The following is a 12,889-nucleotide window of genomic DNA, read 5'->3' on the forward strand; positions in this document are numbered from 1 at the left end:
TCCGCGATGCGTAAATTCTTCCGCTGAATCATCCGGCGCAATCGGTATTACATGCGGCCTGCCTTCGATAATGAGCAGCGCGAGAATAGCGTTATATAAATCGAAAAAAATTGCGGACCGCTCGCGATAACCACGCGCCCCGACGGCGGGCGCGACTGCGCGACAGTGAATGTTCACTCACGCGCCGGATCGGGAATGGGGAGAATCAGGCTTTCGCCTGCGGGAATATCGCCGCTTTTCAACGACGACATATTGAAACCGCGAACGCCTGTTCCGGGATTCGGAAAAGGCCGCCGCATGCCATGCGGTGTGATTGCATCAAACAAATCGCCGGCCTGAATCCGTTGCGAATCCAGGCCGGCGATGGTCATTTACCGCGGCGCATCAGATGCGCCGCCGCGTTACCACGTGTCATGCCGATGCCGAGGTTTCCGGCACCTTCACCTGCGTGACGCGCCCTGCGTCCGAATCGTCGTCGCGCGGCTCGTCGAGCTGCCCTTCCCACTTCGCGACCACGGCGGCCGCGATCGAGTTGCCGACCGCGTTGGTGGCCGAGCGCCCCATGTCGAGGAACATGTCGACACCCATGATCAGCAGTAACCCCGCCTCGGGCATGTTGAACTGGTTGAGCGTCGCCGCGATCACGACCAGCGACGCGCGCGGCACGCCCGCCATCCCCTTCGACGTCACCATCAGCAGCAGCAGCATCGTGATCTGCGTACCCAGCGGCAGATGGATGCCGTACACCTGCGCGATGAACAGCACCGCGAACGTGCAGTACATCATCGAGCCGTCGAGGTTGAACGAATACCCGATGGGCAGCACGAAGCTCGAAATCTTGCGGTTCACGCCGAAACGGTCGAGCGCATCCAGCAGCTTCGGATACGCGGCCTCGGAACTCGCCGTCGCGAACGACAGCAGGAACGGCTCGCGGATCAGCCGGAGCAACGTGAACGCGCGCTTGCCGAGGAACGTCACGCCGGCGAGCGTCAACACGCCCCACAGCAGCGCCAGCGCCAGATAGAAGCTCGCCATGAACTTCGCGAACGTGAGCAGGATGCCGAGCCCTTCGGTCGTGATCGTCGACGCCAGCGCCGCGAACACCGCGACCGGCGCGAACCACATCACCGCGCCCGTCACCTTCAGCATCACCTGCGCGAGATCCTCGATCACGCCGGTCAGGCGCTTGCCCGATTCGCCAAGCGCGGACAGCGCGGTGCCGAAGAAGATCGAGAACACGACGATCTGCAGGATTTCGTTGTTCGCCATCGCCTCGGCGATCGACTTCGGCACCAGGTGAATCACGAAATCCTTCAGCGTGAATGCGCCCGTCTTCAGGTTGAGCGCCGCATCGGCGGGCGGCAGCGGCAGGCTCAGGTGGCTGCCCGGCTGCAGGATCGTCGCGGTCAGCAGGCCGAGCAGCAACGACGTGAACGATGCGATGAAGAACCAGCCGAACGCCTTGACGCCCACGCGGCCCACCGCGCTGCCGTCGCCCATCTGCGCGATGCCGACGGTCAGCGTCGCGAATACCAGCGGCGCGATGATCATCTTGATCAGGCGCAGGAACACGTCGGACAGCAACGACACGTAGCCGGCGACTTCCTTGGCCATCTTCGGGTCGGGAAACGCGCTGTGGCACGCGTAACCAACGGCGATACCAAGAATCATCGCGATGACGATGTACTTCGTGATGTTGTGTCTCTTCTTCATTAGCAATCCAAATTACAAAGCGTGTGCTTCTAACGGCGGGAACATCATTCGCGTCCGGCTGCGAATCGGAACTCACGTCGCAAGGCATGCGACAGGCCCGCTTCCGGCGGTCGCCAGGGCGGACAGGGGGGGCATTCTAACGCAAATGGCGCGCGGGCTTTCAAATCTGAAAGCCGCGTCGGTTGATCCGCGTCCAATCAGCGCCGGAAAGGCGGGTTTTGTCGCGATCCGGCCGAGCGGCGCGAGCGGCCATCCGGCGCCGCGATCTCGACCGACGGGCCGCCCGTGCCCGCCGACGGCGACCGGCAACCGGCAACCGGCGACGACATAGAAAGACGATCGCGACACAACCTCACAAAGATGCTCACACCTCGACACACCCGCGCGTAACCGGTATGTAATATTTCGAAATATTTCGATTGCCGCAATGCCCAACGTCATTGCGCAATCGCGCGTCGGAAACGCGGAACCGCGGTCGAGTCATTGCTCCGGACAACGCGAGTCGTTCGCTTCATCAGCAGTCCTCGCAATGAATGAACGGGAAGGATCGGCATCGTGATGAACATTCTGTACACCAACTTCCATGGCGACTACGGCGGCGGTCAGGATACTTACGTCCGCGATCTCGCCGCCGCGATGAGCCGGCATCACCGCGTGACCGTCGCGTCGCCGCAGGGAAGCCGCCTGTCGCGGCTGTTGAAGGACAGCCCCGACGTGACCATCTTCGACATGGAATTCAAGCCGCGCTGGAACCGGCTGTGCCAGGAGCTTGTCCGGCTGCGCCAGCTGATCGTCTCCGAGCGCTTCGACATCATTCACGTCAACGGGTCCGCCGATCACCGCCAGGTGATGCTGGCCCTGCTCGGGTGCCGGTACCGGCCCGCGGTCGTGCTGACCAAGCACAACACGTATCGCGCCGACAGCTTCGGCAACCTGCTGCGCGCACGGCTTGCGACCGACCACACCATCGCGGTCAGCGACTATGTGGCGAGCATGCTCGCGCTCCGGTCGCCGTACGGCGAAGTCACGGTCGTCAAGCACGGCGTGCGCCGAACGGCCGCGGAGCGACTCGCGGGCGACGAGATCCGCCGCCGCAAGATCGCGCTGTTCGGATCGTCCGGCGCGGACGCGATCGTGCTGGGCAGCAGCGCCGGCACCGCGCCGGAAAAAGGCTGGATGGACCTGATCGCGGCGCTGGGCCGCCTGCCCGAACGCGAGCGCGAGCGGTTTCGCGTGCTGCTGGTCGGCGCGGAGCCGTCCGGCGAGCAGCGCGAGCAGATCGCGCGGCACGGGATGGCGTCGCGCACCGCGTTCACCGGACGGCTCGACGACGTCAGGGCGCCGTTCTCGATCATCGACGTGTCGTTCGTCCTGTCGTACCACGAGAGCCTGTCGTACGCGTGCCGCGAAGCGATGTCGCTGGGCTGCCCCGCGATCGTGACGCGCGTGGGCGGGCTGCCCGAGAACGTCGAACCGGGCGTGGACGGATGGGTCGTCCCGCCGCGCGAGCCCAGAGCGATCGAAGAGATCCTGCGCGCGATCGTGCGCGAGCCCGGCTGCGTCCGCGCGATGGGGCGCAGCGCGCAGTTGAAAGGCAAGCGCGAATTCTCGTTCGACAAATTCGTCGATGCGACCTTGTCCGTGTATCAGAAATCGATTCGACACAACCCCTATCGTTGGGGGACACCCTTGAGATCCCTGTAATGCCGATGAATATCTGGAAGAAGTATTGGGACCTGCGGACACAGGAATGTCCGTGCGACGTGCATTTCATCGAATGGCTGGAATCCGTTCGCCTCAAGGGCATCCGCATCTATCACTTCGGCACCGGCGGCCATCACCATGTCGGGGTCGAATGCGCGCGCCCGCACCTGAACAACACCGTCTTCGGCGTGACGGCCTCGCCGAAGGAATACAAGTCGTATGTCGAGCTCGTCACGCGGCAACCGGAGATCAGCAAGACCTATCTCGCGTATTTCGGCGACATCTATACGAGCAACTCGTACCTGCTGCCGTCGTTCGACGTCGTTACGCTGTTCCATCTGTGCGAGTTCCGCGACGAGGCGAACAGCCGTTACGGCGCGATGACCGACGAGGAGGTGCTCGACCTGTTCGCGGCTCATACCGCTCGCGACGGGCACCTGCTGTTCTACAAGGGCTCGTCCGCCTACCGGAAGGCCGAGCCGATCATCGCGCGATGGGCCGCACATGCCGATTTCGTCGAGGTCGGCGACTTCAAGACCCTGCGGATTTTCCGCAAGGACGCGTAATCCTCCGCTTTCGCGATCCGCCGATGCTGCTGTCCGCCACCCGCTATCCGATCCTGATGTATCACCAGATACGCCCGCTTCCGCCGGTGTCCGATCGGCTGCGCGGCCTGAGCGTCGCGCCCGACGCGTTCCGCCGCCAGATGACGCTGTTCCGGCGGCTCGGCTACCGCGGCGTGAGCGTGCGCGAACTGCAGCCGTATCTTCGCGGCGAGCGCAGCGGGAAAGTGTTCGGCATTTCGTTCGACGACGGTTTCGTCAACGTGCTCACGCATGCGATGCCCGTGCTGGACGAACTCGGGTTCACCGCGACCTGCTACTTCGTCGCCGGCCGGTTCGGCGGCGAGAACGATTGGGATGCGGGCGCCGATACCGCGCGCTCGCCGCTCATGACGTGCGACGACATGCTCGCGTGGCGCGATCACGGTCATGAAATCGGCTCGCATACGCTCGATCACATCGCGCTGCCGCACGTGCCGACCTACGTGTCGGACTTTCAGCTGACCGAATCGAAGCGGCAGCTCGAGGTGTTGAGCGGCCAGCGCGTCGAATCGTTCTGCTATCCGTACGGCAATCAGGACGCGCGCGTCCGCGACCAGGTCGTCGCCGCCGGCTACGGCAATGCGACGACGACCCGGCGCGGTTGCGCCGATGCGTCCAACGATCCGTTTCTGCTGCCACGGATTCCGGTGGCGGGCGGTGTCGGTGCGCTGCGGTTGTTGTTCAAATGTGCGCGGTGGCAGGTTCGGGGGCGCGGGTAGGGTCGGGAATGGCGCCGCCGGGATCGCGGCGCGTGCGTGATCGATCAGTCCGACGTTTCCCGAGCCAGTTTCGCCTGCCGGCGGGCCCGGTCGTTCACGACCTGATGACGGCGATGATCCGTCATCTTCTTCCACCCACGCGCTTCGTCCCGCGTGCGCAGGCACGCCACACAGTAGCCCGTCCTGCCGTCGAACGAGCATACGTCGATGCAAGGCGATTTGACCGCCATGCTTATTGCCCCCGCGCCGTCGGCACGACTTCGACGGTCACGTGCGACAGATCCTTGAAACGCTGAAGCAGGCCGTGATAGAAGCGCGAATCCCGTTTCGGGTTGTCCGTCGTTACCGACACGACCGCGCTCATGTGGCCCGGCCCGAGACGCCAGACGTGCAGGTCGTTGATCGTGTCGCCACTGCCTTCGATTGCGTTGCGCACGTTGTCCGTCAGCCGGCGATCCGAACGCATGTCGAGCAGGATCCCGCCGGTGTCGCGCATCAATCCGTATGACCAGTTCGCGATCACGAGCGCACCGATGATGCCGGCCAGCGGGTCCATCCAGAGCCAGCCGAACGCGCGTGCGAGCAGCAGCCCGACGATCGTCAGCACGGAGACCGCTGCATCGGCAATTACGTGGATGTAAGTAGAGCGGATGTTGTGATCGCGCGCCGCCGCCGCGGACACGCCATGGTCGTGCTCCTCGAACGCCAGCTCGTGCTCGCGCCCGTTCAACCGGACAATGGCCTTGAATTCGTGCGGCTCGGGAATGTTCTCGACCGACTCCAGGCACGCGCCGCGCATGCTCAGCGCGAACGCCTGCCGCGTGCCGTCCGGGCGAATCGTCGTGATCGATGCCGTCGTGACGTCGCCGAGCGTCGCACCGGCAAGCGCCGGCGCGATCCGGAACACCGGCGGCACGCCGTCTTCGAAGATCGATACGGCGAACGCACCGCTTTGATCGAAGACCTTGTGCACCTCCTCCTCATGACCATGGTCATGATCGTCATGCCCGTGCCCGTGGTGATGCCCGTGACTGTGCCCGTGATGGTCGCCGCTCAGCAACCAGACGCTCGCGATGTTGACGAGCAGGCCGGCAACCGCAATCGGAATCGCCTCGCCGAAATGGATCGGAACGGGCGCGAGCAAACGCGTGACCGCTTCATAGCCGATCAGCAGCGCGATCATCGCGAGCACAATGGCGCTCGTGAAGCCTGCCAGGTCGCCGAGCTTGCCCGTGCCGAACACGAATCGCGGGTCGCTCGCATGCCGGCGCGCGTAGGTGTACGCGAGCGCGGCGATCAGCATCGCGCCCGCGTGCGTCGACATGTGCAGCCCGTCCGCGATCAGCGCCAGCGAGCCGAAAATCGATCCGCCGACGATCTCGGCCACCATCATTGCCGCGCACAGCCCGATGACCATCCAGGTCCTGCGCTCGTTCTGTTCGTGTGCGGCACCGAGAAAGATGTGGTCGTGCCCTGCGCCGAAGGCGTCGTTTCTGAAGTCGCTCATCCCTATCCCCGATTATTTGAAGTAGCTGTGAACGACTTCGATCAGCTGCTCGGTCGCGCTGCCCTCGTCCTCGTGCCCTTCGGCATCGACGAGATGGCTGCGGATGTGATCCTCGAGCACGACCGCGAGCAGGCCGTTCATCGCGCCGCGGCCGCTCGTGATGAGCTGGAGAATTTCGTTGCAACCGCGCTCTTCTTCCAGCGCGCGTTCGATGGCTTCGACCTGCCCCTTGATTCGGCGGACACGGTTCAGCAGCTTCTGCTTTTCCTTGACGGTGTGGCTCATGGCGATCCTTTCCTATACCCGGGGGGAGTATATCGGGAAAGGATCATCCATATAGGGGGTAGGGGTATGTTCAGCGAGATGAAAGGTAGGGCTTGAATGGCGAACCACCGGTGCTCGACCGCCGCTGCACGTGCTCATGACGCAGCGCCACGCTGCTTGCGCATGGCGGTTCGATCCCGGTGGCGAACACGTCGGACGAAGTGCCCCTCGTCTTCAACCAAATTGGGCGGTCAGCCATCCTTCCGCCCACTGTTTCGCGTATGCCACCGCGTCATCACGCGCATCGAAGCCGGCCAGATCGCCGCTGGCGTGGACTTCTCGTTCTCCTCCATCCAGAAGGGTCGTGGTGATCCTCACATGTGCGATGAACTCTCCATCAGCCCTGCGTGGTGTCGGATCGATTCGGAATCGTGTCGAATTGAAGAGCATGTTCTCCTCCCCGTTTGGTTGCCGCGAACCGGGCTGTCGCGGGAGCAGCATAAGAACGTGTCGGACTTGAAGACGTGCCATCACGTGGCCGGCTTCCTGACTGGATTCAGCCCTCGCCACCCCGCCCTGGCGCGACGGCGCACAAGGCGATACGAATCTCGGGAAAGCGTCGGCATCGACTTCGCAGCGATGGTCACGGATGGACCCGCGAGCGAAATGCTGCCCCTGGGTAGAGATGGAAGCCCGTTGCTCCGGCCTATCGGCGGAACCGCTCCCAAGACGGTGGGACAAGAGAGGAGTGTCGAACACTATTCGCGGGTGCCCGCGCGATCAGTCGCCTTTCACCAGACACGATGAAAGGCCCGGTCGCATCAAGAGGTGCACGCCGAGCGATGCGTTGGAACCGGTCAGCGGTCATCCAACGATTCGATGGTACGCCGATCCATAAATTTGCATAGCGAAATTTCCTGCGAGCACCCGCCGCCAAAGCATGCCGTCGCACGACGGCGCGGCCCGAATCACGGCGGCTGCGCGTATAGTGGAGCCAGCCTTCCTCGACATTTCCCGGCTCGTGCCAGCCGGGGATATCAACAGGTGGATTCGCGCGACGTCGTGCGAATCGGGCAGCGTCGACGCATGAACGAGAAGCACGTCACCGACGGTCTTCCGCATTCACGTCGAACGCGCTGCCCGAGGAACTGCAATGACACGAGTTGGACCGGCTAACGTAAGTCCCCCGGGAACAGACAGCGCCACCCATGAACATCGACCGCAGTTCCATTCCCCACTACCTCGTCCTTCGTGACGGCTGGCCACCTTATGTGTTGAATGCAGACCGGCTGGTGCTCCGCCGCGAAGCGAGCCCGCTGCTGCGCGCGTTCGCGCGAGCGCGCGGAAAGTTCGCCCATGTCGATGACGTCGCATGGAACATCTTCTCCGACGCCGAAGGCCTTTCCGTGACCGAGCGTCGGGAAACCTGGTCCTTTGCGTTGATCACCGGAACCGAGACCGAGCATCAGTTGCGTTTGCTGACGACGCTGTGACGTTGCCGCGGGGCCAGCATGAAGGTCAGCGGATTTCAGTCGACCTTCGCAAGCGTGGCCTCATCCTCTCGAACGCTGAAGCTCCACCCAACACGGCGCGGTTCAATCAGATCCGCGATCGGCGACGACCGAACGACGATCGCTTGTTCTGCCCCTCGGCCGAAAGCGCTTGACACACCTCTTGACGAGGCGTACTGTCGGTCGCTGAAGTATTCAAGAAGCGCGATTGCTGCCCATCATTGACCGCGGCCTGCGGTATTCGTTGTCCTCTCCCTCCTTGATTATTTTTCCCCCGCGTCCATTCGTGGCGCATATGCACGTCCATTTTCAGGAGATCTAACATGGATACCGGTACCGTCAAGTGGTTCAACGACAGCAAGGGCTTCGGCTTCATCACGCCGGACGCTGGTGGCGACGATCTGTTCGCGCACTTCTCCGAGATTCGCGGTGATGGCTTCAAGACCCTCGCCGAAGGCCAGAAGGTCAGCTACGAAACGAAGAGCGGCCCCAAGGGCCTGCAGGCGTCGAACATCACCCCCGTTTAAGCGCCCAAAGCCGTCAGCCCTGTTCATGGAGCGGCATGTAACTGCCGCTTCCTGAACATGTGCATCGCTATTGCGGACGCTACACGCCTCGATGCAGGCCCGACCGGGCCATCCGTATCGCATCGAGGCGCCGAACCTGCGCGCAGGCAGATGCTCCATTACCCCTCGCAGCGCGCGTGTCCAGCCGCGCGTGCGTGATCGAACGGGCTCCGCTCATCCGATCGCGCAAGCGGCGCAGCAGGAGAACCCGCATGACCAGCAGTCCATCTCGCAGTAACAAGGTTCCGCCGCGCGCCAAGCCTGCCGTGACGCTGCCGAAGTTCGGCACGGCATTGAACTGGGTGCCGCCCAAAGCTCCCACCGTCACGAAATCGCGCCCGAAAAAGCGCCCGCTTGCTCCGTAATAGCGAATCGAGCCAACCACTGCGTTTCGAACAGACAGCCACCGCTGTCGTGCAATACGCCGAAGCCAGCATGGTCCGGTAGTCACAACGGCCTTGCCTCCGAATGCAGGCAATCGCCTTGATGGGAGAACTGGCTTGGCAAAAGAAGCGCTATTGGAACTGGACGGCGTCGTCGACGAAGTCCTGCCGGACAGCAGGTTCCGCGTGACACTGGAAAACGGTGCGATCGTTGCCGCGTACGCCTCTGGGCGCATGCGCCGCCACCGTATCAGAATCCTCGCGGGCGACCGGGTAAGGCTGGAGTTGTCGGTCTACGATCTCACCAAGGGCCGCATCAATTTCCGGCACAAGGACGAGCACGTATCGACCGCTTCGCCGGCAAGGCGATTCGTGCGACGCTAGCTGGATCGCGGGCATCGTCGCGCAGAGCAAAGCGACGGTGCCGCCGCCCAACCCGACACAACCCGATACCGTGTGTCCGTGGGCCGCAGCCGTGTGCGTTGTGGCGCGCAATCCGGAATAAGTCGGGCGTCCAACAAGCGATGCGCGTATGATGGGTTAATCCGAGTGATCACCAGCCCTCCGAGCGCTCGCCCTCCATCTACCCTCTTGCTGCATCGCCCCGCCTCCGCGCTGCAACGTTGTTCCTTTCACCCCACCGGCACGCCCTGCAACGGCGATTCGGGCCGGATGTGTTCGCCCATGCAATTCGCCGTGGCCGAACGCCAGGAGTTTGCCATGAGCATGCACGTCTACCGTGGATTCGAGATTTATCCACTGATCTACCCTCACACACAGGCACCGAACGGCAGTCCGCATAACTACGACGCCGGTTTCGACGCGGCAGTCAAGATTTGCCTTCGCGGCACCACCGACACGCTGACGCAGAGCCAGACTTTCAGATTGCGCGACAACTCACCGTTCGACAACGCCGGTGACGCACGTCGTGCTTCGCTGCTCTATGCAGAGAACATCATCGACGACAACCGCGACAAACAGGGCTTCTTTTCCAACGGGCTCTGACGCGACTCGTCAACGCAGCGCAATGTGTCGGCATTCTGGAGGACGAAATGATCATCGACGAACTACTCGGTCTGGTCACGCGGCGCGAGGTCACCTGGACCGACGCCGACTTGCCCGCCGGAACGGCCGACTCGGCGCAGTGCCATCAACAAGAATTGCAGATGTTCGCGGCGGTACGCGCGCTTTCGATCGGCGCCGGATATTCGGAGTTCGAGTCCGACGAGATCGCGAGTGCCGTCATGACACGACTCGGCTAATTTTCCGTTCCAACGCTCCCAAACAGGATCTACATGACAACAGTCACACTCAAGGTCAACGAACCGATCGACGTCGCACTGCGGCGATTCCGGCGCAGCATCGAGAAAACCGGGCTGATCCGGGAGCTGCGCAGTCGCACCGGCTATGAGAAACCCACGACGGAACGCAAGCGGAAGAAGGCCAGCGCCGTTGCCCGGCAACGCCTGCGCGCGAAGCGCATGTTGCCGCCTCGCAAAATGTACTAGGAGCGCATCGTGTACAACATGCCGGGCGAAGCGCCGCCGTTTTTCCCGCTGACGAAATGCGAAGTCGATTTCGATCATCAGAAAGACATGGTGACACTGTTGCCGAGCTTCTACGCCTTCGGATGTGAGTACACCAGCCGCGGTTTTCTGATCGGGCGGGACGATGCGTTCAAACTGATTGCCGCGATCGAGAAGGCGCTCAGCATTCAGGGATGATGCCCACGCCGGCACACTCGCGAGCATCGACAACCAGAAGATGGACTATGCGCGTCCCGACCAAGTACGTAGATTTGCTTTGTTTTCTCGTTGTCCTGCAACTCGCCACCGAAAGGAAGACGCGCGAGTGGCTGTCGCCGTTTCAGCTCGTCGAATCGCTGCAAGCATGGCTTATCGTCCATCGCGCCAAATGTGAGTGGCGCGATCGTGTCTGGATAGGCCATGCGTCCCTTCAGATAGCGAAGTCAGTCCGCCCGGTCGACGACGCTGCATTCCCGGAACCGCTCCCTGATGTGGCAAAAGACCCGACGCTTCCTTCACGAGACGCGCTCGCGGATCGGCTGAGTCTGCGGAGGAAGTGCGTCCGCTACCTTCGCGAGCAGGTCTGATCAAGGCGGCGCTCGCACGATTCGCATCGAATGCCGCGAGCCATACACGCCGTCTGCGTGGCTATGCCGCTGTCTTCAGCGTCGGCGGCGCTGTCGACTCCGTCACGTCATGTCCGGCCATGACCAACGCCAGAACCGGGTTCAGGCTGTCCACCATCGAGCTCGGAATCAGGATCGTGGCCCCGCGCTCCTTCGTCGTTTCATAGATGATGTTCATTGCCCGCAATTGCAGTGCGGCCGGGTGATTTTCATAGACTCTCGACGCTTCGACGAATTTCGCCGCGACCTCGGCCTCTGCGGAACCGAGTATCACGCGCGCCTGCTTCTCGCGTTCCGCTTGCGCCTGCCGTGACATCGAATCCTGCAGCGCGACGGGGATCGCTACGTCGCGGGTTTCGACGGACCGCACCGTGATACCCCAATCCGCGGTTTTTCTGCCGATCTCCTCTGCCAGGTGTGCATCGGCCGCTTTTCGATCGGAAAGCAGTGTGGCCAGCATCGATGAACCGATCATCTCCCGCAGCGAGGTTTGCGCGACGCGATCGATGGCCTGCCGGTAATCAGTGATGGCGAGCGCCGCTTTCTGAGCGTCGTGTACGTGCCAGAAAATGATGGCGTCGACGTTGACCGGCACGGTATCCCTGGTCAGCGCCTCCTGTGCGTTGAACGCAGTCGTTTGAATACGCTCGTCGATCACTGCGACAACGTTGTCCAGTATCGGGATGATCATAAAAAAACCGGCACCCTTGACGCTCTGCAGTTTCCCGACGCGCAGGATCACAAACTTCTCCCAGACATTCGCCACTTTCACGGAGAGTGCAATCAGAACCGCGACGACGAAGAGGGGTAACGCTAGATACGGATTGACCAACGCGCCGACGGCCAGCGCGGCAAACAAAAAGGCGGCGGAAAGAAATAGTGTGACGGGGTTCATGGTGGCGCTCCATTCGGTGATGCCGACTTCCGGCAAGCGTTACGAAGCACGACACCGATTCGCCCGGTTGCCCTCTGGCGCCCTGGCATCAGCGGTTGGGGCGCTCGTCCTGAACGTGCGCCGGATTGCGATGCAAATCTGTACGGTGACGTACCCCGACGGGGCGACGGAGCAGCCGCGGTTGTGGGTGACGTGCAAAACCGGCGGTATCGAATCCCGACGGGAGGCGCTCTCGCGCTCTTCGCGCCGAATTCGAGCACGCCGGGATGCGGACCCTGCCTGCATCAGAGCGAATTCCGGCAGATCGTTCTCTAGCGTACCGACACGCGCGGCCCCGGGACAAACAATGATCGATGTCACACAGGCATCCCGGAGCTGATCGTGGAATACCCCGTTTTCATCACCCGGCAGGAAGGCTCAGGCTATCGCGGATGGCTGCCGGATTTTCCTGGCGTGCACGTGGAGGGCGACTCGTACAGCGAGTTGGCAAACGCGGCAAACGATCGGGTCGATGCGCTGTATGACCAATGCGCGCGCCTCATCCCCAGCCCGACAACGGACATGGCGGCATTGCAGGCGTCGTGTATCGACGACGGCGAGGGCATCTGGAGGTTCATCGATATTGCCCGGCCGACGTCGTGTTCGGTGCTGGTCTTGTTATGCCTCCCCAAGGCGCTCGTAGAAAAAATCGATGCCGTGGCGAAAGCGCGCCACATAAGCCGCGAAACGTTGGTGGCCGAGTGTACGAACGGAATAGGCGTACACGCATCGCAGTCCTCGTGCCACGAACTGGTCTTGGCTTAGTTAACGAACGCGACTCGGCGGATTCATCTGCCCGGCTTGCATCGCTTCACCGATGCGGAAGCGCCT

General features: G+C 62.5%; 20 protein-coding genes. 13 read left to right on the forward strand and 7 right to left on the reverse strand.

Features of this window, described 5'->3' with window-relative positions:
- Window positions 1-173: 173 nt before the first annotated feature.
- A complete protein-coding gene (locus ACTRWB_RS04910) occupies window positions 174-371 on the reverse strand; it encodes a hypothetical protein (protein ID WP_446901139.1) in 198 nt (65 codons plus the stop codon).
- A 40-nt stretch (window positions 372-411) separates the two neighbouring features.
- Window positions 412-1,713, reverse strand: a complete 1,302-nt coding sequence (locus ACTRWB_RS04915; protein ID WP_446901140.1) for a dicarboxylate/amino acid:cation symporter — start codon at window positions 1,711-1,713, stop codon at window positions 412-414.
- Window positions 1,714-2,271: 558 nt separating this feature from the next.
- Here ACTRWB_RS04915 and ACTRWB_RS04920 point away from each other — a divergent pair.
- From ACTRWB_RS04920 to ACTRWB_RS04930, 3 genes are read left to right on the forward strand one after another with little or no spacing between them, the layout of a single operon-like run.
- Window positions 2,272-3,417, forward strand: coding sequence for a glycosyltransferase (locus ACTRWB_RS04920; protein WP_446901141.1), 1,146 nt, complete (start codon window positions 2,272-2,274; stop codon window positions 3,415-3,417).
- On the forward strand, window positions 3,417-3,983 hold the full coding sequence (locus tag ACTRWB_RS04925; protein WP_240674470.1) for a hypothetical protein: 567 nt from the start codon (window positions 3,417-3,419) through the stop codon (window positions 3,981-3,983). Before ACTRWB_RS04920 ends, ACTRWB_RS04925 begins: the two co-directional genes overlap by 1 nt.
- A gap of 23 nt (window positions 3,984-4,006) precedes the next feature.
- Complete coding sequence (locus ACTRWB_RS04930) at window positions 4,007-4,741, forward strand: polysaccharide deacetylase family protein (protein ID WP_446901142.1); 735 nt, start codon at window positions 4,007-4,009, stop codon at window positions 4,739-4,741.
- 44 nt (window positions 4,742-4,785) lie between these two features.
- On the opposite strand, the gene ACTRWB_RS04935 is transcribed toward ACTRWB_RS04930, so the two are convergent.
- The 4 genes from ACTRWB_RS04935 to ACTRWB_RS04950 all read right to left on the reverse strand — a co-directional run bounded on the left by ACTRWB_RS04935 (window position 4,786) and on the right by ACTRWB_RS04950 (window position 6,962).
- Window positions 4,786-4,971: a DUF1289 domain-containing protein gene (locus tag ACTRWB_RS04935; RefSeq protein WP_193101906.1), complete on the reverse strand. Its 186-nt coding sequence runs from the start codon at window positions 4,969-4,971 to the stop codon at window positions 4,786-4,788.
- Window positions 4,972-4,973: 2 nt separating this feature from the next.
- On the reverse strand, window positions 4,974-6,248 hold the full coding sequence (gene dmeF / locus ACTRWB_RS04940) for a CDF family Co(II)/Ni(II) efflux transporter DmeF (RefSeq protein ID WP_446901143.1): 1,275 nt from the start codon (window positions 6,246-6,248) through the stop codon (window positions 4,974-4,976).
- Window positions 6,249-6,260: 12 nt separating this feature from the next.
- Window positions 6,261-6,533: a metal/formaldehyde-sensitive transcriptional repressor gene (locus ACTRWB_RS04945; protein WP_072438025.1), complete on the reverse strand. Its 273-nt coding sequence runs from the start codon at window positions 6,531-6,533 to the stop codon at window positions 6,261-6,263.
- A 213-nt stretch (window positions 6,534-6,746) separates the two neighbouring features.
- A complete protein-coding gene (locus tag ACTRWB_RS04950; RefSeq protein ID WP_129516193.1) occupies window positions 6,747-6,962 on the reverse strand; it encodes a hypothetical protein in 216 nt (71 codons plus the stop codon).
- A gap of 758 nt (window positions 6,963-7,720) precedes the next feature.
- Between ACTRWB_RS04950 and ACTRWB_RS04955 the strand changes: the two genes are divergently transcribed.
- From ACTRWB_RS04955 to ACTRWB_RS04995, 9 genes are all read left to right on the forward strand, one after another.
- Window positions 7,721-8,005 carry a hypothetical protein gene (locus ACTRWB_RS04955; protein WP_129516192.1) on the forward strand — a complete coding sequence of 95 codons (285 nt, stop codon included), beginning with the start codon at window positions 7,721-7,723 and terminating at the stop codon, window positions 8,003-8,005.
- Between the two features lie 341 nt (window positions 8,006-8,346).
- A complete protein-coding gene (locus ACTRWB_RS04960; protein WP_129516191.1) occupies window positions 8,347-8,550 on the forward strand; it encodes a cold-shock protein in 204 nt (67 codons plus the stop codon).
- A 251-nt stretch (window positions 8,551-8,801) separates the two neighbouring features.
- On the forward strand, window positions 8,802-8,954 hold the full coding sequence (locus ACTRWB_RS04965) for a hypothetical protein (RefSeq protein WP_446901144.1): 153 nt from the start codon (window positions 8,802-8,804) through the stop codon (window positions 8,952-8,954).
- A gap of 135 nt (window positions 8,955-9,089) precedes the next feature.
- Complete coding sequence (gene infA, locus ACTRWB_RS04970) at window positions 9,090-9,356, forward strand: translation initiation factor IF-1 (RefSeq protein WP_129516190.1); 267 nt, start codon at window positions 9,090-9,092, stop codon at window positions 9,354-9,356.
- A gap of 336 nt (window positions 9,357-9,692) precedes the next feature.
- Window positions 9,693-9,977 (forward strand): hypothetical protein, encoded by a 285-nt coding sequence (locus ACTRWB_RS04975; RefSeq protein ID WP_129517352.1) that lies wholly within the window; start codon window positions 9,693-9,695, stop codon window positions 9,975-9,977.
- Between the two features lie 47 nt (window positions 9,978-10,024).
- The gene (locus ACTRWB_RS04980; protein WP_446901145.1) at window positions 10,025-10,234 is read left to right on the forward strand and encodes a hypothetical protein; all 210 of its coding nucleotides are present in this window, start codon (window positions 10,025-10,027) and stop codon (window positions 10,232-10,234) included.
- 33 nt (window positions 10,235-10,267) lie between these two features.
- Window positions 10,268-10,480, forward strand: a complete 213-nt coding sequence (gene rpsU / locus ACTRWB_RS04985; protein WP_129516188.1) for a 30S ribosomal protein S21 — start codon at window positions 10,268-10,270, stop codon at window positions 10,478-10,480.
- Window positions 10,481-10,489: 9 nt separating this feature from the next.
- The gene (locus ACTRWB_RS04990) at window positions 10,490-10,696 is read left to right on the forward strand and encodes a hypothetical protein (RefSeq protein ID WP_446901146.1); all 207 of its coding nucleotides are present in this window, start codon (window positions 10,490-10,492) and stop codon (window positions 10,694-10,696) included.
- Between the two features lie 47 nt (window positions 10,697-10,743).
- On the forward strand, window positions 10,744-11,085 hold the full coding sequence (locus ACTRWB_RS04995; RefSeq protein ID WP_446901147.1) for a hypothetical protein: 342 nt from the start codon (window positions 10,744-10,746) through the stop codon (window positions 11,083-11,085).
- Window positions 11,086-11,146: 61 nt separating this feature from the next.
- Here ACTRWB_RS04995 and ACTRWB_RS05000 read toward each other — a convergent pair whose 3' ends face one another.
- Entirely contained in the window at window positions 11,147-12,019 is an 873-nt protein-coding gene (locus tag ACTRWB_RS05000) for a slipin family protein (RefSeq protein ID WP_446901148.1), read from the reverse strand.
- A 381-nt stretch (window positions 12,020-12,400) separates the two neighbouring features.
- On the opposite strand from ACTRWB_RS05000, the gene ACTRWB_RS05005 reads away from it, so the two are divergent.
- Window positions 12,401-12,823 carry a type II toxin-antitoxin system HicB family antitoxin gene (locus ACTRWB_RS05005; protein ID WP_446901149.1) on the forward strand — a complete coding sequence of 141 codons (423 nt, stop codon included), beginning with the start codon at window positions 12,401-12,403 and terminating at the stop codon, window positions 12,821-12,823.
- Window positions 12,824-12,889: the final 66 nt, after the last annotated feature.

The organism is Burkholderia sp. YIM B11467 (assembly GCF_052952715.1).

Coding starts and splice junctions, on each gene's coding strand:
- ACTRWB_RS04965 (WP_446901144.1), top strand. CDS start 8,802: ATGACCAGCAGTCCATCTCGCAGTAACAAGGTTCCGCCGCGCGCCAAG.
- ACTRWB_RS04935 (WP_193101906.1), bottom strand. CDS start 4,971: ATGGCGGTCAAATCGCCTTGCATCGACGTATGCTCGTTCGACGGCAGG.
- rpsU (WP_129516188.1), top strand. CDS start 10,268: ATGACAACAGTCACACTCAAGGTCAACGAACCGATCGACGTCGCACTG.
- ACTRWB_RS04945 (WP_072438025.1), bottom strand. CDS start 6,533: ATGAGCCACACCGTCAAGGAAAAGCAGAAGCTGCTGAACCGTGTCCGC.
- ACTRWB_RS05000 (WP_446901148.1), bottom strand. CDS start 12,019: ATGAACCCCGTCACACTATTTCTTTCCGCCGCCTTTTTGTTTGCCGCG.
- ACTRWB_RS04960 (WP_129516191.1), top strand. CDS start 8,347: ATGGATACCGGTACCGTCAAGTGGTTCAACGACAGCAAGGGCTTCGGC.
- ACTRWB_RS04930 (WP_446901142.1), top strand. CDS start 4,007: ATGCTGCTGTCCGCCACCCGCTATCCGATCCTGATGTATCACCAGATA.
- ACTRWB_RS04955 (WP_129516192.1), top strand. CDS start 7,721: ATGAACATCGACCGCAGTTCCATTCCCCACTACCTCGTCCTTCGTGAC.
- dmeF (WP_446901143.1), bottom strand. CDS start 6,248: ATGAGCGACTTCAGAAACGACGCCTTCGGCGCAGGGCACGACCACATC.
- ACTRWB_RS04915 (WP_446901140.1), bottom strand. CDS start 1,713: ATGAAGAAGAGACACAACATCACGAAGTACATCGTCATCGCGATGATT.
- ACTRWB_RS04925 (WP_240674470.1), top strand. CDS start 3,417: ATGCCGATGAATATCTGGAAGAAGTATTGGGACCTGCGGACACAGGAA.
- ACTRWB_RS04995 (WP_446901147.1), top strand. CDS start 10,744: ATGCGCGTCCCGACCAAGTACGTAGATTTGCTTTGTTTTCTCGTTGTC.
- ACTRWB_RS04975 (WP_129517352.1), top strand. CDS start 9,693: ATGAGCATGCACGTCTACCGTGGATTCGAGATTTATCCACTGATCTAC.
- ACTRWB_RS04910 (WP_446901139.1), bottom strand. CDS start 371: ATGACCATCGCCGGCCTGGATTCGCAACGGATTCAGGCCGGCGATTTG.
- ACTRWB_RS04980 (WP_446901145.1), top strand. CDS start 10,025: ATGATCATCGACGAACTACTCGGTCTGGTCACGCGGCGCGAGGTCACC.
- ACTRWB_RS04950 (WP_129516193.1), bottom strand. CDS start 6,962: ATGCTCTTCAATTCGACACGATTCCGAATCGATCCGACACCACGCAGG.
- ACTRWB_RS04920 (WP_446901141.1), top strand. CDS start 2,272: ATGAACATTCTGTACACCAACTTCCATGGCGACTACGGCGGCGGTCAG.